At 65.9% G+C, this 25,776-nt stretch carries 26 protein-coding genes; 20 read left to right on the forward strand and 6 right to left on the reverse strand.

Annotation, left to right across the window (positions count from 1 at the left end):
- The first annotated feature begins 8 nt into the window (after positions 1-8).
- Together ACW5CM_RS14070 and ACW5CM_RS14075 are read left to right on the forward strand one after the other, a co-directional pair.
- On the forward strand, positions 9-1,070 hold the full coding sequence (locus tag ACW5CM_RS14070) for a methionine ABC transporter ATP-binding protein (protein WP_438253105.1): 1,062 nt from the start codon (positions 9-11) through the stop codon (positions 1,068-1,070).
- Entirely contained in the window at positions 1,067-1,744 is a 678-nt protein-coding gene (locus ACW5CM_RS14075; protein WP_438253106.1) for a methionine ABC transporter permease, read from the forward strand. The genes ACW5CM_RS14070 and ACW5CM_RS14075 overlap by 4 nt, the downstream gene beginning before the upstream one ends.
- Before the next feature lie 6 nt (positions 1,745-1,750).
- Here ACW5CM_RS14075 and ACW5CM_RS14080 read toward each other — a convergent pair whose 3' ends face one another.
- The 3 genes from ACW5CM_RS14080 to truA all read right to left on the reverse strand — a co-directional run bounded on the left by ACW5CM_RS14080 (position 1,751) and on the right by truA (position 4,370).
- Positions 1,751-2,419, reverse strand: coding sequence for an endonuclease/exonuclease/phosphatase family protein (locus ACW5CM_RS14080; RefSeq protein ID WP_438253107.1), 669 nt, complete (start codon positions 2,417-2,419; stop codon positions 1,751-1,753).
- Positions 2,420-2,468: 49 nt separating this feature from the next.
- The gene (locus ACW5CM_RS14085) at positions 2,469-3,359 is read right to left on the reverse strand and encodes a hypothetical protein (RefSeq protein WP_439256148.1); all 891 of its coding nucleotides are present in this window, start codon (positions 3,357-3,359) and stop codon (positions 2,469-2,471) included.
- A 168-nt stretch (positions 3,360-3,527) separates the two neighbouring features.
- Positions 3,528-4,370 (reverse strand): tRNA pseudouridine(38-40) synthase TruA, encoded by an 843-nt coding sequence (truA, locus tag ACW5CM_RS14090; protein ID WP_457125381.1) that lies wholly within the window; start codon positions 4,368-4,370, stop codon positions 3,528-3,530.
- A gap of 22 nt (positions 4,371-4,392) precedes the next feature.
- On the opposite strand from truA, the gene ACW5CM_RS14095 reads away from it, so the two are divergent.
- Positions 4,393-6,348, forward strand: a complete 1,956-nt coding sequence (locus tag ACW5CM_RS14095) for an acyltransferase family protein (protein WP_457125382.1) — start codon at positions 4,393-4,395, stop codon at positions 6,346-6,348.
- Positions 6,349-6,472: 124 nt separating this feature from the next.
- Here the strand turns inward: ACW5CM_RS14095 and ACW5CM_RS14100 are convergent, their stop codons facing one another.
- On the reverse strand, positions 6,473-7,468 hold the full coding sequence (locus tag ACW5CM_RS14100; protein WP_457125383.1) for a putative endonuclease domain-containing protein: 996 nt from the start codon (positions 7,466-7,468) through the stop codon (positions 6,473-6,475).
- 342 nt (positions 7,469-7,810) lie between these two features.
- Here ACW5CM_RS14100 and rplM point away from each other — a divergent pair, with 342 nt between their 5' ends.
- Genes rplM through glmM form a run of 3 tightly spaced genes read left to right on the forward strand, consistent with a single transcriptional unit; the run spans position 7,811 to position 10,145 of the window.
- Positions 7,811-8,257 carry a 50S ribosomal protein L13 gene (rplM, locus tag ACW5CM_RS14105; protein ID WP_439256144.1) on the forward strand — a complete coding sequence of 149 codons (447 nt, stop codon included), beginning with the start codon at positions 7,811-7,813 and terminating at the stop codon, positions 8,255-8,257.
- A 29-nt stretch (positions 8,258-8,286) separates the two neighbouring features.
- The gene (gene rpsI / locus ACW5CM_RS14110; protein WP_438253113.1) at positions 8,287-8,772 is read left to right on the forward strand and encodes a 30S ribosomal protein S9; all 486 of its coding nucleotides are present in this window, start codon (positions 8,287-8,289) and stop codon (positions 8,770-8,772) included.
- Between the two features lie 14 nt (positions 8,773-8,786).
- Positions 8,787-10,145 carry a phosphoglucosamine mutase gene (glmM, locus tag ACW5CM_RS14115; RefSeq protein WP_439256143.1) on the forward strand — a complete coding sequence of 453 codons (1,359 nt, stop codon included), beginning with the start codon at positions 8,787-8,789 and terminating at the stop codon, positions 10,143-10,145.
- Positions 10,146-10,323: 178 nt separating this feature from the next.
- On the opposite strand, the gene ACW5CM_RS14120 is transcribed toward glmM, so the two are convergent.
- Positions 10,324-11,265, reverse strand: a complete 942-nt coding sequence (locus tag ACW5CM_RS14120) for a Ppx/GppA phosphatase family protein (protein WP_438253115.1) — start codon at positions 11,263-11,265, stop codon at positions 10,324-10,326.
- 150 nt (positions 11,266-11,415) lie between these two features.
- Between ACW5CM_RS14120 and ACW5CM_RS14125 the strand changes: the two genes are divergently transcribed.
- The 7 genes from ACW5CM_RS14125 (at position 11,416) to glmS (ending at position 19,774) form a co-directional block, all read left to right on the forward strand.
- The gene (locus tag ACW5CM_RS14125; protein ID WP_438253116.1) at positions 11,416-12,246 is read left to right on the forward strand and encodes a MurR/RpiR family transcriptional regulator; all 831 of its coding nucleotides are present in this window, start codon (positions 11,416-11,418) and stop codon (positions 12,244-12,246) included.
- A 92-nt stretch (positions 12,247-12,338) separates the two neighbouring features.
- Positions 12,339-13,514 (forward strand): ABC transporter substrate-binding protein, encoded by a 1,176-nt coding sequence (locus ACW5CM_RS14130; RefSeq protein WP_438253117.1) that lies wholly within the window; start codon positions 12,339-12,341, stop codon positions 13,512-13,514.
- Positions 13,511-15,250 (forward strand): ABC transporter permease, encoded by a 1,740-nt coding sequence (locus ACW5CM_RS14135; RefSeq protein ID WP_457125384.1) that lies wholly within the window; start codon positions 13,511-13,513, stop codon positions 15,248-15,250. The genes ACW5CM_RS14130 and ACW5CM_RS14135 overlap by 4 nt, the downstream gene beginning before the upstream one ends.
- Positions 15,247-16,284 (forward strand): ABC transporter ATP-binding protein, encoded by a 1,038-nt coding sequence (locus ACW5CM_RS14140; RefSeq protein WP_457125385.1) that lies wholly within the window; start codon positions 15,247-15,249, stop codon positions 16,282-16,284. The genes ACW5CM_RS14135 and ACW5CM_RS14140 overlap by 4 nt, the downstream gene beginning before the upstream one ends.
- Complete coding sequence (locus ACW5CM_RS14145; RefSeq protein WP_439256138.1) at positions 16,281-16,838, forward strand: histidine phosphatase family protein; 558 nt, start codon at positions 16,281-16,283, stop codon at positions 16,836-16,838. Before ACW5CM_RS14140 ends, ACW5CM_RS14145 begins: the two co-directional genes overlap by 4 nt.
- An 80-nt stretch (positions 16,839-16,918) precedes the next feature.
- Entirely contained in the window at positions 16,919-17,872 is a 954-nt protein-coding gene (gene coaA / locus ACW5CM_RS14150) for a type I pantothenate kinase (RefSeq protein ID WP_438253685.1), read from the forward strand.
- Between the two features lie 60 nt (positions 17,873-17,932).
- A complete protein-coding gene (glmS, locus tag ACW5CM_RS14155) occupies positions 17,933-19,774 on the forward strand; it encodes a glutamine--fructose-6-phosphate transaminase (isomerizing) (RefSeq protein WP_438253121.1) in 1,842 nt (613 codons plus the stop codon).
- A 125-nt stretch (positions 19,775-19,899) separates the two neighbouring features.
- Here glmS and ACW5CM_RS14160 read toward each other — a convergent pair whose 3' ends face one another.
- Complete coding sequence (locus ACW5CM_RS14160) at positions 19,900-20,415, reverse strand: endonuclease domain-containing protein (protein WP_457125386.1); 516 nt, start codon at positions 20,413-20,415, stop codon at positions 19,900-19,902.
- 579 nt (positions 20,416-20,994) lie between these two features.
- On the opposite strand from ACW5CM_RS14160, the gene ACW5CM_RS14165 reads away from it, so the two are divergent.
- Genes ACW5CM_RS14165 through ACW5CM_RS14195 form a run of 7 tightly spaced genes read left to right on the forward strand, consistent with a single transcriptional unit; the run spans position 20,995 to position 25,773 of the window.
- Positions 20,995-21,354 (forward strand): holo-ACP synthase, encoded by a 360-nt coding sequence (locus tag ACW5CM_RS14165; protein WP_438253123.1) that lies wholly within the window; start codon positions 20,995-20,997, stop codon positions 21,352-21,354.
- Entirely contained in the window at positions 21,351-22,457 is a 1,107-nt protein-coding gene (gene alr, locus ACW5CM_RS14170) for an alanine racemase (RefSeq protein ID WP_457125387.1), read from the forward strand. Before ACW5CM_RS14165 ends, alr begins: the two co-directional genes overlap by 4 nt.
- Positions 22,454-22,939, forward strand: a complete 486-nt coding sequence (gene tsaE / locus ACW5CM_RS14175) for a tRNA (adenosine(37)-N6)-threonylcarbamoyltransferase complex ATPase subunit type 1 TsaE (protein WP_439256135.1) — start codon at positions 22,454-22,456, stop codon at positions 22,937-22,939. The genes alr and tsaE overlap by 4 nt, the downstream gene beginning before the upstream one ends.
- A gap of 53 nt (positions 22,940-22,992) precedes the next feature.
- Positions 22,993-23,616, forward strand: coding sequence for a tRNA (adenosine(37)-N6)-threonylcarbamoyltransferase complex dimerization subunit type 1 TsaB (tsaB, locus tag ACW5CM_RS14180; RefSeq protein ID WP_457125388.1), 624 nt, complete (start codon positions 22,993-22,995; stop codon positions 23,614-23,616).
- Entirely contained in the window at positions 23,613-24,224 is a 612-nt protein-coding gene (gene rimI, locus ACW5CM_RS14185; protein ID WP_457125389.1) for a ribosomal protein S18-alanine N-acetyltransferase, read from the forward strand. The genes tsaB and rimI overlap by 4 nt, the downstream gene beginning before the upstream one ends.
- Positions 24,221-25,306, forward strand: coding sequence for a tRNA (adenosine(37)-N6)-threonylcarbamoyltransferase complex transferase subunit TsaD (gene tsaD / locus ACW5CM_RS14190; protein WP_457125390.1), 1,086 nt, complete (start codon positions 24,221-24,223; stop codon positions 25,304-25,306). The genes rimI and tsaD overlap by 4 nt, the downstream gene beginning before the upstream one ends.
- Entirely contained in the window at positions 25,303-25,773 is a 471-nt protein-coding gene (locus ACW5CM_RS14195) for a hypothetical protein (protein ID WP_438253129.1), read from the forward strand. The genes tsaD and ACW5CM_RS14195 overlap by 4 nt, the downstream gene beginning before the upstream one ends.
- Positions 25,774-25,776 lie beyond the last annotated feature (3 nt).

The following is a 25,776-nucleotide window of genomic DNA, read 5'->3' on the forward strand; positions in this document are numbered from 1 at the left end:
CGGGTCCCATGAACAGCATCATCACGTTCGAACAGGTCTCCAAAGCGTTCCCCGGAACGCGCAAGGGACCCGTCGTCAACGCACTGCAAGACGTTGATCTTGAGGTCTCCAGCGGATCGATCATCGGAGTCATCGGATACTCCGGCGCCGGCAAATCCACGCTGGTTCGCCTCATCAACGGGCTCGAGAAGCCCAGCTCCGGCACGGTGAAGGTCCTCGGCACCGATGTCGGTCGGGCTTCCGAGAGCGAGCTGCGATCTTTGCGCGGACGCATCGGGATGATCTTCCAGCAGTTCAACCTGTTCGCCTCGCGGACGGTGCGCGGCAACGTCGCCTATCCGTTGAAGGTCGCCGGTTGGAAGAAGGCCGACATCGGGCCGCGCGTCACCGAACTGCTCGATTTCGTCGGCATCGGCGACAAAGCCGACCGGTTCCCGCGTGCGCTCTCTGGCGGGCAGAAGCAGCGCGTCGGCATCGCACGTGCGATCGCCGCGAACCCCGAACTGCTGCTCGCAGACGAAGCCACCAGCGCTCTCGACCCGCAGACCACCGGTGAGGTGCTGGCGCTGCTGCGCGAGATCAATCGCACTCTCGGCATCACTATCGTCGTCATCACTCATCAGATCTCGGTCGTTCACGAGCTGTGCGATCAGGTCGTCGTGATGGACGGCGGCCGGGTCGTCGACAGCGGCGACACGTACCGTGTGTTCGCGCATCCGCGGGCCGAGCTGACCGAGCGCTTCGTCGCTGCGGTGACCCAGGGCGTACCGACCGGCGAGACTCGCGAAGCCCTGCTCGCCGGCGGTGGCACGCTGATCAGCGTCGACATCAACGAGTTCACCAGCGAGGATGTTGACGAGATCTTCGAGAAGCACGCCGTGCGCCGCGCGGTCGTCTTCGGCGGAGTCACGGATATCCGTGGGCGCCAGCTCGGCACGCTCACGTATCGCGTGCAGGCGGCGGCGGATGCCAGCGCCGCTGTCGTTGCCGATCTCTCCGTGCGCACCAGGGCCGAGGTCCTCCGCGCCGAAGGTGCAGTCGCGGCATCCGGATCGGCGGTCGCAGAATGAACAGCGCAAAACTCGCCACCGACTGGAGTTCCCTCAGCCCGGTGCTGATGCAGTCGATCCAGGAAACCATCTACATGGTGGTTGTCACGTTGCTGATCGGCGGTGTGGCAGGTCTTCTGATCGGTGCGGTGCTCTACGCCACGCGCCCCGGAAACCTGTTCGGCAACCGCGTCGTGTTCAACCTGATGAACCTGGTGATCAACGTCATCCGCCCGATCCCATTCATTATCTTCCTCACCGCCGTGGGGCCGGTGACAAAGGTCATCGCCGGAACGACCCTCGGCACGGACGCTGCGATCGTGCCGATGACGATCATGGCGGCCGTCGTGATCGGCCGCGTCGTAGAACAGAACCTCGTCGCTGTTGATCCCGGCGTCGTCGAGGCGGCCCTCGCGATCGGCGCGAAGCGGATCTCTATTTTGTTCGGCGTCGTGATCCCCGAGGCGCTTGCGCCGTTGATCCTCGGCTACACGTTCATGTTCATCGCAGTCGTCGACATGTCGGCGATGGCCGGATACATCGGCGGCGGCGGACTCGGAAACTTCGCGATCATCTACGGCTACCAGCAGTTCAACCAGGAGGTCACCTGGGTCACCGTCGCGATCGTCATCGTGATCGTGCAGGTCGGTCAGCTGCTCGGCAACTGGCTCGCGCAACGCGTGCTGCGGCGGTAGGGCCGCTCAGTCCACCTTCGCGGTGACCAGAATCGGTCGGTGATCGCTGGAGCGCTGCGGCAGGGTGCGGATGCTGTCGATTGTGAAGCCATCAGAGGTGGCGAAGTCGTAATGCCCCTTGAACACTCGATACCGGGTGTAGGTGCGGTCGTCGCTGAGCGTCAGCGTGTAGCCATGGTCGCGCACATTCTGGCTGAGGCTCTCCTTGAAAACCGGGTAGTTGTAGTCGCCCACCATGAGCACCGGCAGCCCCACTCCCATCGTCTCGAGCTCGGACAGTGCAGCGCGGATCTGATTGCGGCGCAGCGAGTTCAGCGCCGTGAGAGGGGCTGCATGGAATGATGCCACGATCAGCTCGTGTCCGTCGTCGATGTCTAGCAGACGCACTCCGAGCACACGCTCGTGAGCGGGCTTGAGAACACGGTCATGCATCGACTTCTTCAACCCGAATGTGCGAATCTCCTGCAGTCGGAAGGTGTTCGTGCGGTAGTAGATCGCCAGCCCGAGACGGTTACCGTGCGTGGCATCCGCAAGCGCGAGGCCGCCGATCTCGTCCGGCAGGGCAGCCACGTCGCATTCCTGGAGGCAGAGAAGATCCGGCGCGTGCTCGGCGGCGAGCTCCTCGAGCTCGGTTGCAGCACGGTGTTTGCGTAGGTTGTACGAGATGACCTTCACACCGTCCACGCTACTGCGATCTGCCGTGTGATGGACGACCAACCGGTGCTCAGTCGTCGAAGCCCCACCGCACTCCCAGCGTGGCCGGACCGAAACCGAACCGGAACACGTGCACTGAGGTACCTGCCACCTCAAGCGACCTGACGGCCTCACCCTCCCCGGCATCGACGAACTCCTCGCACCAGTCCGCAACAGCATCCGGATGGAAACGCACCCAGATCGCCGTCTGCCGTGCGGGTCTGGACACCGCGTGAGACGCCTGCCGAGTCTGCGGGTACCCCGGTGCATACAGCTCAGTGAACTCGATCATCGTGGTCCCGCCGGCAGGGACAGGCCGGTCGAGTGTGAGAACGTCGCACACGACCTTCCCACCCGGATGCACATACGGAGGGGCGAGCGTGCCACCGATCACGTTCACTATCTTCTTCGGCTCGACACCTGGCTCGGGGACGAAATCGAACAGGGGCACTGACGTCATGCTGGGCATCGTGGACTGTACCAGGGCGCGCATCGTGACGCTCTCCACCGCACCGTTTGAACCGACCTCAACCGTGGTCAGCGTGCTCAGATCGCGAAGCCCCGAAGACGGAGTGGTACCGAGCACTTTGGTGATCTCCTCGATCGCAGCGCTGATCTCCGCAGCGCTCGGCACGTATGCGGCAGGGAGCGCGCCGACTCGTGCAATGGGTTGAATGAGCTCACTGAGGCTGCCGGGACTCAGCCCGAGCAATGCTTCGATCTCGTCGACTGCGGCGCGTGAGGCGGTGCCTTCGGGATGTCGATCTCCTGAGCGCCAGTAGCTCAGCGTGGCCATCGACACCGGAGTGGCCCGGTCGTGCAGGTGCCGATGAAGCCAGGTGAGCGAGACATCGCGTGCGATGATCGCCTCGCTCAGCGCAGCGGCGAATCTGCGGTCGTAGTCAGAATCGTTCTTCGTCACAGTTTCCCCCGATCCCTGTGAAGAACCCACCAATAAGGTCATTGTACGGTTCCGATCGCGTCCCTCCGGATGCCGGGGCCGTCGTATCGCGGGGCGATCAATGGGGCTTCGTCCGCTCGATCGACTATCCGGTGGCTGCTGGGGGGAGGCCACCGGGTAGTGGCACTGCTACTCGAAGTTGCGTCGCGCCCTCGTCTGCTCGGCGCGCACCGCGAGGAGGTCATCTGACGGATAGCCGACCTCAGTCAGTGTGAGTCCGCGCGCGGCGAGGACGGCGAAGCGGCTCGTGCGCTCCAGTGCATCACGCAGTGCGACGAGGTCACTGACATCGAGCCTGCGGGAACCCACAGCTGCGCACGCACCAACCAGCGCCCGCACCATGCTGTGGCAGAAAGCATCGGCCTTCACCTCGGCGACCAGTGCCCCGTCGGCATCGCGTTGCCAGCGATAGTCGAGAAGGGTTCGGATCGTCGTCGCGCCCTCGCGCGGCTTGCAATAGGCCGCGAAATCATGGAGTCCGATCAGCGACTGTGCCGCAGCATCCATCGTCTCGACGTCGAGCTCACCCCGGATGCTCGTGGTGTCGAGGCGGCGGGCGGGGTCGAAGCCGGTGACATCATCTGCGAGGCGATAGCGATAGCGGCGCCACACCGCCGAGAATCGGGCATCGAAACCGGTCGGCGCGAGCGAGGAGCGGTGCACGGTGACATCGGGGTATGAGCCGAGCACCCCGCGCACGCGGCGAGCTATCGACTCCGCCGGGCTGTGGGCGCTGCGGCCATTTCGCGATTCGAGGCGTGCCCATTGCGGCTTGGTGAGATCGAGATGCGCGACCTGGCCGGAGGCGTGCACTCCGGCATCCGTTCGTCCGGCGACGACGAGATGCACTGGGGAGCCGACGATCCGCTCGAGTGCCGTCTCCAGCGATCCCTGCACCGTGCGCAGCCCCGGTTGCTTCGCCCAGCCGCGGAAGTGGGTGCCGTCGTAGGCGATGTCCAGCCGAATTCGCACCTGGCCAGCTTAGACTGGGCTTTTGAATTCTTCTCGGCCGCACGCCGATACATACCTCTCCACGATGACGCAGACTCCTTCCTCCTCCACGCGCTTCGCGGGCCTCGACGGCCTGCGTGCAGTCGCCGTCATCCTCGTTGTCGTCTACCACCTCTTCCCGGCACTGCCGTTGCCGGGTGGATTCGTCGGTGTCGACGTCTTCTTCGTGATCAGCGGGTTCTTGATCACCTCGCTGCTGCTGCGCCCCTCGCACCGCGGACCTGGTCGACTGATCGATTTCTGGCGCCGTCGCGCTCGTCGACTGCTGCCCGCGCTCGTGGTCGTGATCACGGTGTGTGCGACAGCGGCATGGCTGCTCGGCGGCGACCTGCTGGTGGGAATGGGCAGGCAGGTGCTGGGGGCGGCCACCTTCAGCTACAACTGGCTCGCCGTCGCGGACGGAACGGACTACTTCACCGCGACCGCCCCGGAGCTGTTCCGCAACTTCTGGTCGCTCGCCGTCGAAGAGCAGTTCTATGTGGTGTGGCCGTTGCTACTTCCGCTGGTGCTGCTGATCCCGGGAAGATGGTCGCGCGTCGCGCTCCTCATGGTCGCAGCCGGCGGGTCGGCCTGGTGGATGGCACAGCTCGTGTCGGCCGGGGAGGTCACACGCGCCTACTTCGGAACCGACGCGCACGCTTTCGGGCTGCTGTTCGGCATTGCGCTGGCTCTGGCCACGGCCGGTATGCCCGATCGGGAATGGATGCGCCGGCGGAGGATGCAGGTCTGCGCGCTGCTGGTGGGGATCGTCGGCATCGGAGCGATCGTCGTTGCCTCGACGATCCCGGAATCACCTGATCTGGTGACATTCCCCGGAAGCCTGTTACTGGCGACCACCGGCAGCGTGCTGGCAGTTTTTGCCGGCATCTGGCCGGGGTCCTGGTTCGGCCGGGGAATGGATGCTGCACCGTTGCGCTGGGTTGGGGACCGCTCCTACGGCATATATCTCTGGCACTGGCCGGTTCTGGTCCTGGTGCTGTCGTGGGCGCGTGGCTACGGACCGGAGGGCGGGGTGCCGTGGGCGGAGGGAGTGTTGGCGCTCGTGCTGTCGCTCGTCGCCGCGGCGCTTTCCTATCGCTTCGTGGAGCAGCCGCTTCGCCGTTACGGTTTCCGGCGCTCTCTGGGCGCGCTCGGGAGGCGGATCACGGGAAGGCCGCTCGCGCGCTTCGCCGGACTGGCAGCCTTGACCGTCGCGCTCATCGCCGTGGCCGGAACCTCCGCCGCGATCGTGCAGGCGCCGCATGCGACCTCGGCGTCGGCTGCGATCCACCGCGGCGAGCAGGCTGTGCAAGAAGCCGCGTCCGCGTCGCCGTCCGCGTCGCCGTCGCCGTCTGCGTCGCCATCCGCGTCGCCATCGCCCGAAGCATCCGACGATCAGATCGTCATCCCGGAAGGCGTGGATATCACCGCCGTGGGTGACTCGGTGATGCTGGCGTCGGCGCCATCACTCATGCAGAAGTTTCCCGGGATCAGCGTGGACGCGGAGGTGTCCAGATCGATCTGGGCCGGGCCCGACATTCTCTCGGCTTTGGCCGGGAACGGGCAGTTGCGCGAAAACGTCGTCGTCGCGCTTGGCACGAATGGGCCGGTCGATACGGGGGTGCTCAATCAGATGCTGCAGATCATCGGACCGGAGCGGCATCTGATCCTCGTCAACGCGGTCGCACCGCGCGACTGGATTCCGGGCGTGAACGCAGACCTTGAGGCGTTCGCCGACAGCCACCGTCGGGTCTGGATCGCGGACTGGTCGGGTGCCATCGCTCCCCATCAGGACCTGCTCGCCGGCGACGGGATCCATCCGGCGGCAGCCGGGGGAGACGTGTTCGCCGAATCGGTCTGGTCTGCCTTCGAGGGGATCGAGAAGGAGCGGCTGCGGGCCGAGAAGCGATATGAGCACGCGCCATCCGGCCGCGCTCATCACGTACCGTTCCCCGCGTAGCGCCATGCCGACGCGGCGCGCCCGCTCGCGGAGGTGTCGCTTGGTGTCGGGAGCGGGCGCCTGGCGCGGCCGTTTGCGACACCCGCGCGAGGGGCGTGGCGCGGCTTCGCTGCGTGACGGATGCTCAGCCGACCCAGCCGTGACGCTTGAGAGCTGCGGCAACCCGCTGCACGGCATCCGCCTCGCGACCGCGAATGTGTGATGAGGTCAGGCGGATGGTCTCCCACCCTGCTTCGACGTAGGCCTGATACTTCTCGATGTCACGATTCCATTGACCTCGGGATGTGCGATGGTGATCGCCCTCGACTTCCACGACCACTCGATATCGCGGGTACACGAACTCGGAGATCCCCAGTCGGGTGCCGTCGTAATGGATCTCCATGTCAAGCTCAGGGTCGGGCAGGCCTGCAGCCGCGGCATCCAGTCGGAACTCCGTCTCGAGTACGGAGGAACTTCCCACGCGGATCAGCCCCAGGGCTTCGTGAAGCTTCTTCGTCGACGGTGGACGCGGACCGCGGGCGAGTTCGGTGGCAAGGTCAGCGATGGTGGCGCGTGCAAACTCCGGATGCTGAAGCCCGAAGTTGTCGCGAGGAATCTGCACGAGCGCATCACCAATCGCCACGAGATCGCGCAGGTCATGATCACGGCCGAGCATCGCCCAAGTGCTCGCCGGACTCGTCAACCGCAGACCCTCGAACTGGCCGATTGTGACAAGATGCTCGGCTACCTTCCGCCCACGCACGCCCTTCGCCCGAGGTGCGCGTTGCGGCGCGACTACTGCGACGTCCAGTGCGTCAGGGAACTTCACCGGCAAGCTGTCGCCGATCACCGCCGCCGTTGCGCCGCAGAAGAAGGCGCCTGGCGGCATGACCATTGCATACGCGTGCGCGTCGTCGATCAGCTCTTGGCGCTTGCGGCGGAACTCGGCGTACGGCTTATTGTCTCTTTCGGCTGCGGCACCCCGCTCCTCGATGAATCTGACGCTGCGGCGCACGCCGCGGAAGGGGTGGGTGAGGTCGCGTGCGCGCATCCTGCGGCGGGTGGCGCCGGCATCGGACGCGCGGCGAACAGAGAACTGCCCGCCGAGTTCCGGTGGGAGAGGTCGGGGAGATAGGGACATATTGGCAACTGTGCTCGTCGAGGTGGATGCTCGGGATGCCGAACACCACGAACCGTGGAGAACTCGGTCCCTTCGGAACCTGTGCAGGGAGGGTCGCGGGTTGCGGAGGTGGCGCGTGTGGTCGCGGTGCGGCCGGGTGTGCGGCACGAGGCGACCCCTGCCACCGAGGCGCCCCTCACGCCGATGTCCATTTGGTCGCATCAGGCTGATGGCGTAAGCTATATCTTTGGTACTCGACTGCCGAGTGCCACGAACGTGAGCCCTCCACTGGCGTGTTCCTCAGGGAACCACCCCGGAGTGGGATTCACGAACCTCTCCGTTCGACAAGAAAGCAGCACTATTGTGACGCGTACATACACCCCGAAGGCCGGGCAGATTCAGCGTGACTGGGTCGTCATCGACGCAAACGACGTCGTTCTCGGTCGCCTCGCCTCGCACGCCGCAGCGCTCCTGCGCGGCAAGCACAAGCCGACCTTCGCCCCCCACATGGACTCCGGTGACTTCGTCATCATCATCAATGCCGACAAGGTTGCGCTGACGGGTCAGAAGCTCCAGAAGAAGAAGGCTTACCGCCACTCGGGCTACCCGGGCGGTCTGAAGTCGGTCACCTACGAGGAGCTCCTCGAGAAGAACCCCGTCCGCGCTGTCGAGAAGGCCGTCCGCGGCATGCTCCCCAAGAACAGCATCGGCCGTCAGCAGCTGTCGAAGCTCAAGGTGTACGTCGGTGCTGAGCACCCGCACGCCGCGCAGCAGCCTCAGACGTACACACTCGACCAGGTCGCCCAGTAAGCGCCGCAAAGATTACGAAGGACATTCTCGTGGCTGATACTCAGGACACCACCGAAACCCCTCAGAACTACTCGACCTCCAGCGCGGAGACCACGGCAACGGAGACGGCTCCCCGTCCCGTGCTGAACGTCCCCGGCGCAGCCGTCGGCCGTCGCAAGCAGGCCATCGCCCGCGTGCGTCTGGTCCCCGGCTCGGGCACGATCACGGTCAACGGCCGTACGCTCGAGGACTACTTCCCGAACAAGCTGCACCAGCAGCTGATCAACGACCCCTTCACCGTGTTGAACCTCACGGGTGCGTACGACGTGATCGCACGCATCTCGGGTGGCGGCGACTCGGGCCAGGCCGGCGCACTGCGTCTCGGCATCGCCCGTGCCCTCAACGGCATTGACGTTGAGAACAACCGTCCGACCCTGAAGAAGGCCGGCTTCCTCTCGCGTGACGCCCGCGTCATCGAGCGCAAGAAGGCTGGTCTCAAGAAGGCCCGCAAGGCGCCTCAGTACTCGAAGCGCTAAGGTCCACAGTCCCGATGCCGCTTTTCGGCACGGACGGTGTGCGAGGACTTGCCAATGGCATCCTCACCGCCGACCTCGCGCTCACCCTGGCCCAGGCGACAGCTGTCGTCCTGGGCCAGGGCCGCACTGCAGAGACTCGCAAGTCCGAGGGCAAGCGGCTTTCCGCCGTGGTTGCCCGCGACCCGCGCGTCTCCGGTGAATTCCTCGTAGCCGCTGTCTCTGCCGGCCTCGCAGCATCCGGCGTCGACGTTCTGGACGCTGGCGTCATTCCGACTCCGGCGTTGGCATTCCTCGTCAACGACCATGATGCCGACTTCGGCGTCATGGTGTCTGCCTCGCACAACCCGGCACCCGATAACGGAATCAAAATCTTCGCCCGCGGTGGCGTAAAGCTCCCGGACGTCGTCGAGCAGCGCATCGAAGCGGCAATGACGGGGGAGATGCTTCTTCCCACCGGTGAAGGCGTCGGTCGTATCCAGCGCTTCTCCGACGCGGAGGACCGCTACAAGCTGCACCTTCTCGCGTCGCTTCCGCATCAGCTCGACGGCATCCACGTGGTGCTGGACTGTGCGCACGGCGCAGCATCCGGAGTCTCACCGGAGACATTCAAGACCGCCGGTGCCACGGTCACCGTCATCGGGGCAGAACCCGATGGAATCAACATCAATGACGGTGTCGGCTCGACGCATCTCGACAACCTCGCCGAGGCGGTGGTCCGACTCGGCGCTGACGTCGGCATCGCGCATGACGGCGACGCAGACCGCTGCCTCGCGGTCGACGCTGACGGCAATGTCGTCGACGGAGACCAGATCATGGCGATTCTCGCCGTGGCGATGAAGGAACGCGGACACCTCACCGACAACACGCTTGTGGCGACCGTGATGAGCAACCTCGGTCTGCATATTGCGATGAAAGAGCACGGCATCACCGTGCGCCAGACCGCTGTCGGAGACCGTTACGTTCTCGAGGACATGAACGCCGGCGGTTTCGCGCTGGGCGGCGAGCAGTCCGGGCATGTCATCATGAGCGAATTCGCCACCACGGGCGACGGTGTGCTTTCCGGGCTGCATCTGGTGGCCGAGATGGCGCACCAGAAGAAGTCTCTCGCCGAACTTGCCAGCGTCATGACCGTGTATCCGCAGGTGCTGATCAACGTCCGAAACGTTGATAAGGAGCGCTGCGCTGACGATGAGGGCGTGCAGGATGCCGTCGCCGCCGTCACGGCGGAACTCGGAGACACCGGACGAGTGCTGCTGCGCAAGTCCGGCACGGAGAACCTCGTGCGCGTGATGGTCGAGGCCGCGGACGCAGAGTCCGCTCAAGCGCACGCGGAGAAGCTCGCCGATGTAGTCAAGGAGCGGCTCGCGCTCTGAGTGTCGGCGCCTGCTGAGTGCGACCCTGCTGAGTGCGCCTGCTGAGTGCGACCCGGCACACTTGCAGGGCGTATGCACGGATGTCGGGGCATCCATCGGCGTTTCGCCCTGCAGCCGTACGATCACCCTGCAAGTGTGCGGCGATAGGGCTGCCAGGCGGGTCCGTCGACCTCGCGCGTCAGATCCCGACGCCGCCCCAGCTGAGCGATTCGGTGTAGCGCACCAGCACCCCTTCGCGCAGTGCCCAGGGTGAGACTTCGAGCTCATCGAGGTTGAGCATGCTCATCGCCGTATGCAGGCAGACGGCGGCGGCGACGATCTGGAACGTGCGATCGGGCGTGATTCCCGGGAGCTCTTGACGAGCGGATGCCGGGATGCGAGCGAGCCGTGGAATCCACGATTTCAGGGCCGAGCGCGACATCACTGTGCGATTGAATCCCAGCCCGGACACTTCGCGACCAGCAAGGTTCGCCAGCGACCGGATCGCTTTCGACGAGCCGACGATGTGATCAGGGCGGGGGAGGGCGTTGAGCTTCTCGGTCACTGGTGCGAGCACCGTTCTCGCGTGCGCGCGCAGCAGCTCGACAGCATCCTCACCGGGCGGATCCTCCGGCAGGAACTGCACGGTCATGCGCCCAGCCCCGAGCGGGACGGATGCTGCGATCTCCGCGGTCTCGTCCGCGCCGGCCGCGAACTCGAATGAGCCGCCGCCGATATCGAGCAGCAGGATGCGTCCGGCATCCCAGCCGAACCAACGCCGGACGGCGAGGAATGTGAGATCGGCCTCCTGCTCGCCGGTAAGCACCTGCAGGGGCTGACCGAGAGCCTTCTCGATGCGCGCGATGACCTCGGTGCCGTTGGCCGCTTCACGGATCGCGCTGGTTGCCGTGGCCAGCAGCGTCTCAACTCTCTCAGCCTCAGCGATGTGCCGCGCCCGGGTGACGGCGGCTTCGAGCGCACGCACGCCCTCCTCGCTGATCGCGCCCTCGGGTGTGAGAAAGCGCATCAGGCGCACCACAGTGCGGTCACTCGTCGTCGCGTGCGGACGGCCACCGGGGCGGGCATCCGCGGCGAGGAGATGGACGGTATTCGAACCGATATCGAGGATTCCCAAGCGCACGGAAAGAGACTACGCGCATCTGGCGTAACTGCGCGGACAAGCGCATCGGCGACGGCTCGTGGTGACCGCGGGTCGGCGGACCGATGAACGGCACGTGAACTCGCATGGCTTGCGCTCAATGCAAGTGAAATTGCGCATAGCGTCCAGAACGTGCTCATCACCGACCTCGCCAAGAACCACGGTTCCGCGCTGACCGCGACCGACCGTCGACTCGTCGCCGTGCTGCAGGCACGACCTGCAGAGGCCGCATTCTGGCAGGCAGCCGAGCTCACCGATCCCCTGGGCCTGCACCAGTCGGCTGCCACGCGTTTCGCGCAGCGTCTGGGGTTCGACGGGTACCCCCGGCTGCGCGACGCCCTCCGACAGGACTACCTAGCTGGCTCCGGCCCCTCCCAGCGGATCCGAGGCCGTCTGGAGCGGCATCCGGACGACGTCATCGGTGGATTCGTCGACGACGAGATCGCCGCTCTGACAGCCCTCCCACAGCACATCAGTCAGGATGACCTCGACGACCTCACCGCCCGGGTGCTCGCCGCTGGACACGTGTACCTCTTCGGACACGGCAACGCCACCGTATTGGTCGACCTGCTCGAGCGCCGGCTGCGCCGCAGTGGCATCCGCGTCACCGCCCTGGACGGTCCTGTCCGCGATGTCGCCGAGCAGCTCGCCACGCTCAGCGAGGGCGATCTCATCCTCTCCTGCGCTTTCCGTCGGGCACCGCGCGACCTCGTACCCGTGCTCGAGCTCGCACGTGAGACCGGCGCATACACCGCGCTGCTCACAGACACCCTGCTTTCGCTGTCGCCCCAACCGGATGCTGTGCTCGCAGCACCGCGCGGCGGTGGGGACGAGTTCCTCACGTTGACCGTCCCTATGGCCATCGCGAACGCCCTGATTCTCACCATCGCCCGCCAAGCGCCCGACCGCGTCCTGCGCTCGCTCGACCGTCTCGAGTCTCTGCTCGAGCGCTTCGACCGGTGACACCGGCTCGCAGCATCCGTCCCACCGCATCCGTAGTCGCTTACCCCGTACGCCCTCGAAATTCCCTTGAAAATCCCTCGAAAGGAACGATCATGACCTGGCAACCGCTCCGCAGCCCGATCACCGCCGCCACCGCCGTCCTCGTCGCCTGCGGCCTGGCGGTCACGCTCGCCGGATGCAGCGCACCCGCAGCATCCGCGCCGTCCGCCGATGTCGACTGGGATGCCCTCACGCACGATGAGCTCGTCGACATGGCCACCGACGAAGGCGAAGTCGTCGTCTACGCCTTCACCAGCCGGATCGCCGCCATCGAGGAATCGTTCGAGGCCGAGTACCCCGGCATCGACGTCGTCGCCAGCGACATCTCCTCCAGTGAGCTCATCACACGACTTGCGACCGAGCACACAGCCGGCAGCGCGACGGCCGACCTCGCCTACGTCTCCGACGCCCCCGTCGTCGTCACCGAGCTTCTCGCCGATGGCGTACTGCTGCCATACCTCCCCGCACGTGTAGCCGAGGCGCTGCCGTCCGAGCATCAGGCTCCGCTGGTCGCGAACCGCCTCTCGACGAAGGTGCTCATGTACAACGAAGAAGCGCACCCTGACGGTGCGCCAGTGTCGAATCTCTGGGAGCTCACCGAGTCGGAATGGGCCGGTAAAGTCGTGCTCGTCGACCCCAACGTGCGTGGCGATTACCTCGACCTTGCCACGGAGTTCTCGCTGCGCGCCGACGAGATGGCGGATGCATACACCGAGCACTTCGGTGAGGAGATCGCTCTCGAAGACGGTATGCCGGATGCCGGACTGCAGTTCTTGAAGAACCTCTACGCCAATGACGCCGTGCTCGTCGATGACACCGACACGGTCAATGCCGCCGTTGGCGCAACGGGGCAGGACGCTCCACCCGTCGGGTTCACGTCGTACTCCGACCGCCGCGATAACGAAGAGGAAGGCTGGGCGCTGCAAGTGGCCTCAGGTGTCGCTCCCGCGCCCGGGATCGTCTTCCCCGCGTACCTCGGCGTCACCGCCGGGGCGGAGAACCCGGCCGCTGCCCGTCTGCTCATCGACTACATGATGGGTGACGACAGTTCCACCGGAGGAGCCGGATTCGAGCCGTTCTACGTCGCGGGCGACTATCCGACCCGCACGGACATCGATACACCCGCCGATGCTCTGAGCCTCGACGAGCTGGGCGCTTGGCAGATCGACCCGGAGGCCTCGGCCGAGCACCGCTCCGACGTCGCGGACTTCCTTCTCACGATCCAGTGAGTGCTTCCATCCGCGTGCGCGCGGCGGTGCGCCGGCCCATTCTGTGGCTGGCCATCGCCGTGCTCGCGGTACTCGTCATCCTTGTCGCCTTGCCACTGGCGGGGCTCACGGCGGCCACTGTCGGAGAGGACGCCGACGGCGCCTGGGGCGATGTGCTCGCCAGCCCGATGTCGTCTGCGCTGTTCTGGCAGCCGCTGGGCGGTTCGCTGCTCGTAGGCCTCGGAACCGGAATCATCGCCACCGTCATCGGCGCCTTCCTCGCCTGGATCGTCGTCATGAGCGACGTGCCTGGTCGCCGGGTGATCGGCGTTCTCGCCGCCATTCCGTTCGCGCTGCCGAGCTTCGCGATCGCACTCGCCTGGGAAAGCATCTTCCGCAACGACCTGATCGGCGGTAGCACCGGACTGTTGTTCTCGCTCGGTGTTCCGGTGCCGGACTGGCTCGCCTGGGGTCCGGTTCCCGTCATCCTCACCCTCGTTGCGCACTACTACTCGCTGAGCTTCGTCGTCATCGCCGCAGCTCTCTCGAACGTTGGGGGAGATCTTGTCGCCGCCGCCGAGCTGACAGGAGCCTCCCGTACTCGCGTCGCCGCGCGCATCGTCATCCCCGCTGTGACACCGGCCGTGCTCTCCGGGTTCCTCCTCGCCTTCGCCGAAGGCGTATCGAACTTCGCCGTCCCCGCGCTGCTGGGACTCCCGGTGCGGTTCCAGACGCTGAGCACACGCCTGTACGGAGCGATCTCCACAGGCGATGCCGAACGTGGCTATGTGCTCTCGATCCTGCTCATTGTCGTCGCCGGCATCATTCTCTTCGGCGGCAACCGGATCACCGGAGGTCGGTCGTTCTCCACCATCACCGGCAAAGCCACCCGTGCACGCATCACTCGAACGGGCGGTTGGAGGGCGCCGTTGGCGACGACTGCGTGGGCAACAGTCGTGATCACCGCGATCATTCCCGCCATCGTGCTCATTGTGAGTACGTTCCTGAGGCGCACGAACAGTTTCGACGGCGGATTCACACTCCATTATTGGATCGGGGAGTCCGATCCGTCGATCTCGCACGGCATGCGCGGCGTGCTGCTTGACCCCACCGTGCTGCAGGCGCTCGGAGGAACCCTCGGACTCGGGGCAGCCGTCGCCATCGGGGCGGTTCTCATCGGACTGGTCGCCGCATACGTCATCCGGAGGATGCCGCGGGCGCGCACGATGAATGGCGCGATCAATCTGCTGGCGTATGTGCCCTTCCTCATTCCCGGCGTGGCCCTCGGAGCCGCGTTCATCGCGCAGTTCGGCGCGCCGATCGGGCCCTTTGGATCGCTGTACGGCACGTTCGGCATCCTTGTGCTTGCCGGCATTGCCGCGAGCATCCCGTTCGCGTTCCAAACGGCGAAGTCCGCGCTCGGGCAGGTTGCACCCGAACTCGACGAAGCCGCCGTGCTCACGGGGGCAGGTGGTCCTCGCCGCCTCGCGCGCATCACGATTCCGCTTGTGGCGAGGGGACTTGCAAACGGCGGCATCCTCGTCTTCGTCACCATGGTGCGCGATCTCTCGGTCGTTGTGCTGCTCGTGACGCCGGCGACCCCGCTGCTGTCGATGATGACCTTCCGCTATGCCTCGGAGGGCTTCGCCCAGCAGGCCGGTGTCATCACCCTGATCATCGCGGCCATCTCAGTGGCGGCGACCCTGTGCGCGCGTTCGCTCGAAAAGAACCGCTCTCTTGAACGGAAGATCTCATGACTGAACTCACCATCGATCGGCTCGGCAAGCGCTTCGGAGCACAGGATGCCGTCGCAGATCTGTCGCTGAAGATCCCCTCCGGCGCCTTCCTTGTGCTGCTCGGCCCGTCAGGTTGCGGTAAAAGCACGACGCTGCGGATGATCGCCGGTCTCGAGGACCCAACCAGCGGCAGCATCTCGTTCGAAGACCGCGTAATCGCGGACGGGACCCGCGGAATCAGCATCCCGCCCTCCAAGCGGGGCATCGGCATGGTATTCCAGAGCTATGCGCTCTGGCCGCACATGACGGTGAAGCAGAACGTTGAGTGGCCGCTCACCGTTGCCGGATGGTCGCGCCGAGATCGTGCTTCGCGGGTGGAAGCGGTTCTCGAATCATTGGAGATCGCGCATCTGGCCGATCGCACACCGGCGCTGATCTCAGGCGGGCAGCAGCAGCGTGTGGCCATAGCCCGCACGATCGCACCCCGTCCGCAGGTGGTGCTATTCGACGAGCCCCTGTCGAACCTCGACGCGCGCCTGCGAGTCGAGACGCGTTCTGAGCTCGGCCGCGTGCACCGTAGTAGCGGCGCGACGAGCGTGTACGTCACGCACGACCAGGTCGAGGCGCTGGCGCTCGCCACGCACATCGCGGTGATGAACGGTGGGCGGCTCGAGCAGTTCGGCACACCCACGGAGCTGCTGGAGGCTCCCGCCACGATGTTCGTCGCATCCTTTCTGGGAAGCCCCGCAGCGGTCCTCCTGCCCAGGAGTGCTGAGATCATTCTCGACACCGCGATGACGCTCCCGGCGGATGCCGCACACCTCATGTTCCGCCCGGATGAGGTCGCCATGCATCCGCAGGGGACGCTTGATTTCGAGGTCGTAGAATCCACGCCGCAGGCGGGACGACACCTGGTCACCGGACGCGTCGCTCCTGAGGCAGGACATCGGATCACCGTGGTCAGCGACCGGGCAGCGATCCCGGGGGAGAGCACTCGCCTTCGATTCCCGGAGAGACCGGCGGCGTGCTTCGGTGCGGACGGACAGCGACTGTGACGACACTGCTACTCGTCCGACACGGAGAGACCGACTGGAATCGTCAGCAGCGAATGCAGGGAAGGACCGACATCGATCTCTCCGAGCAAGGTCGCGCAGAGGTCACGGCGCTCGCGGAGATCATCGCACCCTGGAACCCGCAGACCGTGGTCGTCTCACCGCTCACCCGCGCACGCACCACAGCCGCGCTGCTGAGTGATGTCCCACCCATCATCGACACAGCGTGGATCGAGCACAGTCTCGGTGAATGGGAAGGCGCGACTCCGCAGATGATCGGTCCCGCCTACCACCAGTGGCGCGAGGGCGTGCTCATTCCTCCGGGCGGTGAACCTGCGGAGGCGATCCGTGCCAGGGTATCTGGCGCTGTGCGTAGTGCGGCAGCCCATCCGGGACCAGTGTTGGTCGTTACCCATGGCGGCACGATCCGTGCGGTGCTGGATCGTTTCGTTGGTCTCGGTGCCAGCCGCATCCATCCCGTCGCAGCACCCAGCCTCACTGTCCTTGACGTCGAAGGAGATGCGGCGCGACTTCGGCAGTTCAACGTCGGAGCGTGATGTCGAGGTGCTCGGTCGCTGCTGCCGGTGTAGAAGCGTTATGACTCGGAGCGATGGTCCAGGGCATCCACGCCGATACGATGGATGCCGTGACTACCGCCGACCCCACGCTGCCACTGTCGCCGTACCGCGAGATCGGACGTGCGGAGTGGGCGCGATTGGCCGAGGGCCTGGATCAGCCGCTGAGCGAGACCGAGGTCGTCGAGATCCGAGGGATCGGAGACCGCCTCAGCCTCGACGAGGTGCGTGAGGTCTATATGCCGCTGAGTCGTCTGCTCAGCCTGTACGCGACGGCGACGAAGCGACTCGGTGCGGCTACCAGTGATTTCCTGCAGGAAGATGACGTCACGACCCCGTTCGTGGTCGGCGTCGCAGGATCCGTCGCGGTGGGAAAGTCGACGATCGCACGTCTACTGCGTGAGCTGATGAGCAGGTGGCCGGGCACACCCCGGGTCGAGCTCGTAACCACAGACGGTTTCCTCTACCCGAACGCTGAGCTTGAACGGCGCGGGCTGATGGACCGGAAGGGCTTCCCCGAGTCCTACGACCGGCGCGCGCTGCTGGAGTTTCTCACCGAGGTGAAATCTGGTGCACCCGAGGTGCGGGCACCCTTCTACTCGCACATGCGCTACGACATCGTCCCCGATGCGCGCGTCGTCGTGCGCCGGCCCGATGTCGTGATCGTCGAGGGGCTGAACGTGCTGCAGCCGCCACCCGCGCCGAACGACGTCGCCGTCAGTGATCTGTTCGATTTCTCAGTCTTCGTCGACGCCGATGTCGCGCACGTCGAGAAATGGTACGTCGACCGCTTCCTCGCGCTGCGCAAGGGCGCGTTCAGTAACCCGTCGTCGTACTTCAACGTGTTCGCCCATCTCACTGACGATGAGGCACGCGCCACCGCGCTCGGATACTGGAACGACATCAACATGCCGAACCTCGTCGAGAACGTGATGCCGACTCGGCATCGGGCGAGCCTTGTTCTGAACAAGGGTGCCGATCACTCAGTCGAGAGCGTGCTGCTGCGCAAACTCTGAGCACACTGCCGCAGGGTTCGTTCGGGCGACTCGCAAAATATCGCGTTTATTCTGTACTTTATGTGTGGAATCGTCGGATACGTGGGGCCGCGCCCCAGCCAGGACATCCTTATCGCCGGCCTTGCACGGTTGGAATACCGTGGCTACGACTCCGCTGGTATCGCCATCATCGATGGTGACGGCCACCTCGGCATGCGAAAGAAAGCCGGCAAGCTCAGTATGCTGCGCGAATCGCTCGCTGATTCGCCGCTGAGTGACGGCAACACCGGGATCGGCCACACGCGGTGGGCGACCCACGGCGGACCGACCGACGTCAACGCCCACCCGCACCTCGCCGATGGTGACAAGCTCGCCGTCATCCACAACGGCATCATCGAGAACTTCGCAGCTCTGCGCGAAGAGCTGCTTGCTGCGGGCGTCGAGTTCCGCAGCGAAACCGACACCGAGGTCGCCGCCGCGCTCCTCGGCCAGGAATACGCGAAGACCCCCGACCTGCAGACCGCTTTCCAGAACGTTGTGAACCGTCTCGAGGGCGCCTTCACTCTGCTCGCGATGCACCAGGACCACCCCGACCTCGTCGTCGGCGCTCGCCGTAACTCTCCGCTGGTGATCGGACTCGGCGAGGGGGAGAACTTCCTCGGATCCGACGTTGCCGCTTTCGTCGAACACACCCGCAAGGCCCTGGCGATCGGCCAGGATCAGATCGTCTCGATCACACCCGCCGCGGTTACCGTCACCGACTTCGCGGGCACGCCCGTCGAAGCCGAGCCGTTCGACGTCTCCTGGGATGCTGCCGCCGCAGAAAAGGGCGGATGGTCCTCCTTCATGGCGAAGGAGGTCGCCGAGCAGCCCGAGGCTGTCGCGAACACCATTCGTGGCCGCGTTCAGGACGGACAGGTCGTCATCCCCGAACTCGAGGGGCTCGATGACCTCTTCAGTGGCATCAACCGGGTGATCATCACCGCCTGTGGCACGGCATCCTATGCAGCCCTCGTCGGAAAATACGCCATCGAGCAGTGGGCCCGCATCGCCACCGACGTCGAGCTCGCGCACGAGTTCCGCTACCGTGACCCGGTGATCGGCGACGACACGCTCGTCATTTCGATCAGCCAGTCCGGCGAGACCATGGACACGCTCATGGCCGTCAAGTACGCGCGCGAGCGCGGCGCCCGGACGCTGTCGATCTGCAACACGCAGGGTGCGACGATTCCGCGCGAATCGGATGCCGTCGTCTACACCCACGCCGGCCCCGAGGTCGCTGTCGCATCCACCAAAGCGTTCTCTGCGCAGATCACGGCGCTGCTGCTGCTGGGCCTGCACATGGGTCGTGTGCGCGACACGCTGACCGATGAGACCGCCGTCGAAGAGCTCGCCACCCTCCCCGAGAAGATCGCTCGGGTGCTGGAAGAAGAGCACGACCACGTCTCGCAGTTGGCCAGCTGGATGGCAGATACCCGTTCGGTGCTGTTCCTCGGCCGCCACGTGGGCTATCCGATCGCGCTCGAGGGTGCGCTCAAGCTCAAGGAAATCTCTTACATCCACGCCGAAGGCTTCGCTGCAGGTGAGCTCAAGCACGGTCCGATCGCGCTGATCGAGCCCGGCCAGCCGGTGTTTGTGATCCTGCCGTCGCCGCGTCACTCGGCGCTGATCCACTCGAAGGTCGTCTCGAACATCCAGGAGATCCGCGCTCGCGGCGCCAAGGTGATCGTGGTTGCCGAAGAGGGCGATGCCGCAGTGCTGCCCTTCGCCGATGAGGTCATCCGCATTCCGCTCGCCGGCGCAATGTTCGAGCCGCTCCTCACCGTCGTTCCGCTGCAGATCTTCGCCATGGCACTGGCCACGGCCAAGGGACTCGACGTCGACCAGCCGCGCAACCTGGCCAAATCCGTCACCGTCGAGTAACCGGGTCGGGTGCGGCCGCGCTGCTGGCCGCCCGGGCACACTTGTCGGTCGATTCCACGGATGTTTGCCGGAATCAGGTGGCTGCGCAGGCATCCGTGTTTTCTGACTGACATCCGTACCTGTCGTCACGCGCGAGCGCGCGCGATTGCCGGCAGAATGGCGGCGACGACCAGATCCCAGTTGTGCAGGATCATCGCGTAGTCGAAGTGCAGAGTCTCGTATCCCCGAACGGATGCCGCGGCATCCCGCATCAGGTCCTTGTGGCGCTTCGCGCCCGTGTGGTTGTCTTTGCCATCTGCCTCGAGGATCACACGTCCGCCGATCACGAAATCCACGCGGCCGACCCCATCGATGGCTACTTGGCATTCGAGCTGGATACCGAGCAGATGCAGGCGAAGCCGCAGAAGCGATTCCAGGCCGCTCTCAGCGTCAGCGCGTGCCAGATCAAGCAGCCAGCCTGCGGTCTTGGGCAGCTCACGACGGATACGTGCCCGGTCGGTCGCGGAGATGAGTCGCTTGTTCCATGCGGATTCGTACGCGGCGAAGAACGCCTCTTGGCTCAGGCACCGGTACGCATGGACGAGGGCCGCGGCGACCGGGGCGAGTCCGAGTTCGGCGCGGCCGGGAGAGTAATGCACCACGCAGACGCATCGCTCATGCGGATGGCTGCGGCCCGCCGCGCCCATCCAGACGTGAACCTCGTCGTCTGGATCGGGCAGAATCCATATTCCGTGGAAACGAAGCGCTGCATTGCACGTGAGCGCTCCGCCATGCGCTGCGGCGGATACGACTCTCGCGTCTGCCGTCGGGATGGCGAAAACACCGGGACGGACCCTGTGGATGCTGCCGATTCGCACGTCGGCAGCAAGCTGTTTTCGCGTACATCCGAACTGCTGAAGGAAAGTGCCGCGAGCGATGCCGCCGAAACGGTCAAGGAGGACTGCAGGAGGAAACATGTCCCGAGCGTGCCGGAACTGCGGCCTCGAACGAGGCCGAAACGGGCGATTGTGGACAAAACGGGCATAGCCCGAGATGTGCAGAACTGGTCAGGCCGCGGGTGGCTCTGGTCCACTTGTCGGTGGATTTCCACACCGGTCAGTCCAATTCCCCCGAATCTCCTGGCATCCGTAGAGCCGAGCCGACATCCGTGCCGGCGCCACCGCGCCGCCGGCCGCCCGGGCGAAATCTGTGCCAGGCCACTGCGCGAGTAGGCTGGAAGCGTGATCATCGGCACCGGCATCGACCTCGTCGACATCCCGCGGTTCGAGCGCACGATGTCCCGGACACCGCGGCTCATGGAGCGACTCTTCGCCCCGTCGGAGCGTACGCTCCGGCTCGCTTCGCTTGCCGCGCGTTATGCCGCCAAAGAGGCTCTGATCAAGGCTCTGGGCGGCTCCGACGGTGTGCACTGGACCGAGATCGAGATCGCATCCGAAGAGTCCGGCAAGCCGCACTTCGTGCTGTCCGGCACAACAGCCGAGGCCGTGGCCAGTCGGGGCATCCTGAACCTGCACCTGACCATGTCCCACGATGCTGGTCTTGCCACCGCCTTCGTCGTCGCTGAAGGAGCGCCGCTGTGACTGTCCCGTTCCGCGAAGCGACCATTGAATTGGATGCGATCGCCGATAACACCCGGCACCTGCGCCGACTCACCGGCACCGAGGTCATCGCCGTCGTGAAAGCCAACGCCTACGGACACGGTGCCGCTTCCAGCGCCGTCGCAGCGCTCTCCGGCGGAGCCACCCGCCTCGGCGTCGCCGAGGTGCCCGAGGGCATCGACCTGCGTCGGCAGGGCGTCAACGCCCCGATCATGGCGTGGCTGCACGAGCCGGGCCAGCGATTCGATCTCGCCGCCGCGAACCGCATCGAGGTGGGAATCTCCTCGTTCGACCAGCTGGAAGCCGCCGGAGCCGCAGCCGGCGTCGACAGCCCCGTCGGCGTGCACCTGAAGCTCGAGACGGGTCTGTCCCGCAACGGCATCGCACCCGCTGACTGGGGGCGAATCTTTGCTGAGGCCGCGCGCCTCGAGCGCATCGGCCGGGTCCAGATCATCGGCTTGTTCAGCCACCTCTCCAACGCCTCGGTTGCTGACGACCGGGCCGCGCTCGCCCAGTTCGACGAGGGGACGGCTGCCGCGGCAGCCGCGGGTGTCCGACCTCAGATCCGGCACATCGCGGCCACCGCGGCCGCCATCGATCTGCCTGAAACCCGCCTCGATGCCGTTCGCATCGGGATCGGCCTCTACGGGCTCTCGCCGTTCGACGACCGCTCCTCAGCCGATCTCGGCCTTCGCCCCGCTATGACTCTTCGCGGCGCTGTCGCTGCGGTTCGCCGGGTCGGGCCCGGTGCCGGCGTCTCCTACGGATACGACCACCGAACCGACCGAGAGACCACCCTGGCGTTGATTCCGCTCGGCTATGCCGATGGCATCCCGCGCCAAGCATCCGGGCGTGGACCCGTGCTGATCAACGGTCGCCGCTTCCGCGTCGCCGGACGCATCGCGATGGATCAGTTCGTCGTTGACGTCGGTGATACCTCCGTGGCGGTGGGCGATGAAGCCGTGCTGTTCGGCGACCCGACGTTGGGTGCGCCATCGGCCACGGACTGGGCGGATGCCGCCGGCACGATCAACTATGAGATCGTCACCCGCATCGGCAACCGGGTGCCGCGGAGAAACGCATGAGCGTCGACCCGGCATTCCTCGGTCGCCGCGAGATCGCCACTGCGGACGGCATGGAGCGTCTCGGCTTCGTCATGGGGGAGCAGCTCGAAGCAGGTGATCTGCTGGTGCTCACGGGTCCGTTGGGTGCTGGCAAGACGACTTTCACGCGTGGGCTTGCTGAAGGACTCGGCGTGCGCGGCCCTGTGCAGAGTCCGACCTTCGTCATTGCTCGCACCCACCCCTCGCTCGTCGGGCGCGCACCGCTCGTGCATGTCGACGCCTACCGGCTGGGATCGGCCGCGGAGCTCGACGACCTCGATGTTGACCTCGCGCATTCGGTCGTCGTAGTCGAGTGGGGTCGTGAGATGGCCTCGTCGATCGCCGATTCCTGGTGGGACATCGAGCTGGAGCGGCCCGTAGGCGTCGCCGACGACGGTGTCGCAGACGAGGATCTGGATGCCGATGCCCCCCGAATCGTGACGATCGAGCGCGTCGAGCGCTGAACGCGCGAGCCAGTCGCCAGGCTCCCGGTGCCAGCGCCGACTACCCTGGAGAGGTGATCCTTGCCGTCGATACTTCCCTGGGCACTGCCGTCGCTCTGATCGATGCCGATGGGCGTCTGCGAGCGGATGCCTCGAGCCCTGACCCGCTCGGGCACGCCGAGGTCATCGGCGCGCTCCTCGAGCGGGTGCTGTCAGAAGCAGATGCGGCGGACATCACCCAGGTCGTCGCGGGCATGGGCCCCGGCCCCTTCACTGGCCTGCGGATCGGCATTGCCACGGCCCGAGCTTTCGCGCTCGCCCGCGGCATCCCGGTCATCGCGGTGCCCAGCCATTTCGGTGCCGCGCTCGCAGTGATCGAGGCAGAAGCTCCGGACACCCCCTTCGCGATCGTGACGGATGCTCGCCGCCGAGAGGTCGCGATCAGCGTGTTCGACGGCCTCGATGCCGATGGCATCCCGAACCTCACAGCACCCACGGTGCTCGTGCCTCGCGCCGATTCGGAGGAGCGGCTCAGCGGCATCCATGCCATTGAGGTCGCAACCATCGATGGCGCCGCGCTCGGCCGCGTCGGCATCCGTGCCGCGAACGCCGCACGCGTGCTGACCGGCGCTGAGCCGCTCTACCTCCGCCAGCCGGATGTCACCGTTCCCGGCGCTCCGAAACGAGTGAGCTCGTGACCATCCGTATTGCGACTCCCGCTGATCTGGACGCGATCATGGCGATCGAGAACGTATCGTTTCCCACCGACGCGTGGAGCAGCGAGTCGATGGCAGCGGAACTCGCCACCGAGCACAGCCAGTATCTCGTCGACGAGGATGCCGGCGACATCATCGGATACGCCGGCCTCCGTTCGATCCTCGGGAATGCGGATGCCGACATCCAGACGATCGCGTTGCTCGAAGCACGCAGGGGAGAGGGCCGCGGCCGCGCGCTTCTGCGTACGCTGCTCGCCGAGGCATCCGCTCGCGGAGCCCGGGAAGTCTTCCTGGAGGTTCGCGCTGACAACCCCGGTGCGGAGGCGCTCTATCTCTCGGAGGGGTTCGATGAGATCGCCCGCCGCCCCCGGTACTACCAGCCGGAAAATGTGGATGCGATCGTGATGAAGCTCGACCTGCGGGCGTGGGCGGATAGGGCTGCCGCTGCCGCTGCCGCTGCCGCTGCCGCTGCCGCTGCCGCGCCGCACGCTCGGGCGGAAAACGCACCCATGGGCGGAACTTCAGCGGAGATTTCTCCGCCCAACAGCGCGAACTCCGCCCAACAGTGTGACGAGGAGAAGACAGCATGAGCGAGCCACTGGTCCTCGGGATCGAGACGAGCTGCGACGAGACCGGCATCGGCATCGTCCGTGGACGCACACTGTTGTCGAACACAATCGCCTCGAGCATGGACGAGCACGCCCGGTACGGGGGCGTCGTGCCCGAAGTCGCCGCCCGCGCGCACCTCGAAGCGCTGCAACCCTCGATCGAGGCGGCGCTCGCCGAAGCTCAGGTACAGCTCGCCGACCTCGACGCGATTGCGGTCACCAGCGGTCCGGGCCTCGCCGGCGCACTCATGGTCGGAGTCGGAGCGGCCAAGGGCCTGGCCGTCGCGCTCGGCAAGCCGCTCTACGCGGTGAACCACCTCGTCGGGCACATCGCCGCAGACATCGTGACCCCCGATTCCGAACCACTCGAGTACCCGACGATTGCACTTCTCGTCTCCGGTGGACACACATCGCTGCTGCACGTGCGCGATCTCACCACCGACGTCGAGCTGCTGGGCGAAACGATCGATGACGCGGCTGGTGAAGCATTCGACAAGGTCGCCCGACTGCTGTCGCTGCCGTATCCGGGCGGCCCGCAGATCGACCGGGTGGCTCTCGACGGCGATCCGAAGGCGATCCGTTTCCCGCGCGGGCTGTCGAAGGCCTCGGACATGGAAAAGCACCGCTACGACTTCTCCTTCTCCGGATTGAAGACCGCCGTCGCCCGCTGGGTCGAACGCTGTGAGGCAGAAGGCAAACCGGTGCCGGTTGCTGATGTGGCAGCGAGCTTCCGTGAGGCCGTCATCGATGTACTGGTGACCAAGGCGCTGGCCGCCTGCGCCGACCTCGGAGTGCCTCGCCTGCTGCTCGGCGGTGGCGTGATCGCGAACAAGCGGCTGCGCGAGGTTACTCTCTCCCGTGCGGCGGAAGCGGGCGTCACCGTGCGTATCCCGCCGCTGTCGCTGTGCACGGACAACGGTGCGATGATCGCCGCGCTCGCCGCTGACCTCATTGCTTCCGGGCGTCGCCCTTCGACGCTCGCATTCGGGGCGGATTCGACGTTGCCGGTCACCGAGATCCAGGTCGCCGAGCGTGCGGATGCCGCGCACGAGGAAGCCGCATGAGCGAGCCCGGCGATCAGCCCAGCGATCAGCCCAGAGTTGAGGAGCCGAGCTCAGAGGTTGAGCGGCCAGCCGGCACAGCGCGGATGCCCGGAGCGCCGCGCGAGGGGTACACGACGCTGCCCACAGGCCCTGTCGGCATAGAGCCGGTCGTCGCCAGTGGTCCGGCCGACACCGCGGGTATGCCTGCGGTGCAGTGGGCTCCGAACGACGCGGTGGTCAGCGATGACAATGCGCGCCTCGCGCCCTGGGCGCTTGTCGCAGCAATCGTCGCCCTGGTCGCGTCGTGGTTCGTGGGTTGGGGCATCCCGCTGGCGATCGTCGCGGTGGTAGCCGCGATCATGTCGCTGCGTCGTCCGGTCGAGAACCGCGCGATTGCGCGGTGGGCACTTGTGCTCGGGATCGCCGCCACGATCTTCAGCCTGGGCTGGTTGATCTGGGCCGCCATGCAGTTCGAGACACTCGGATAATCG

It is taken from the genome of Microbacterium wangyouchuni, assembly GCF_054072595.1.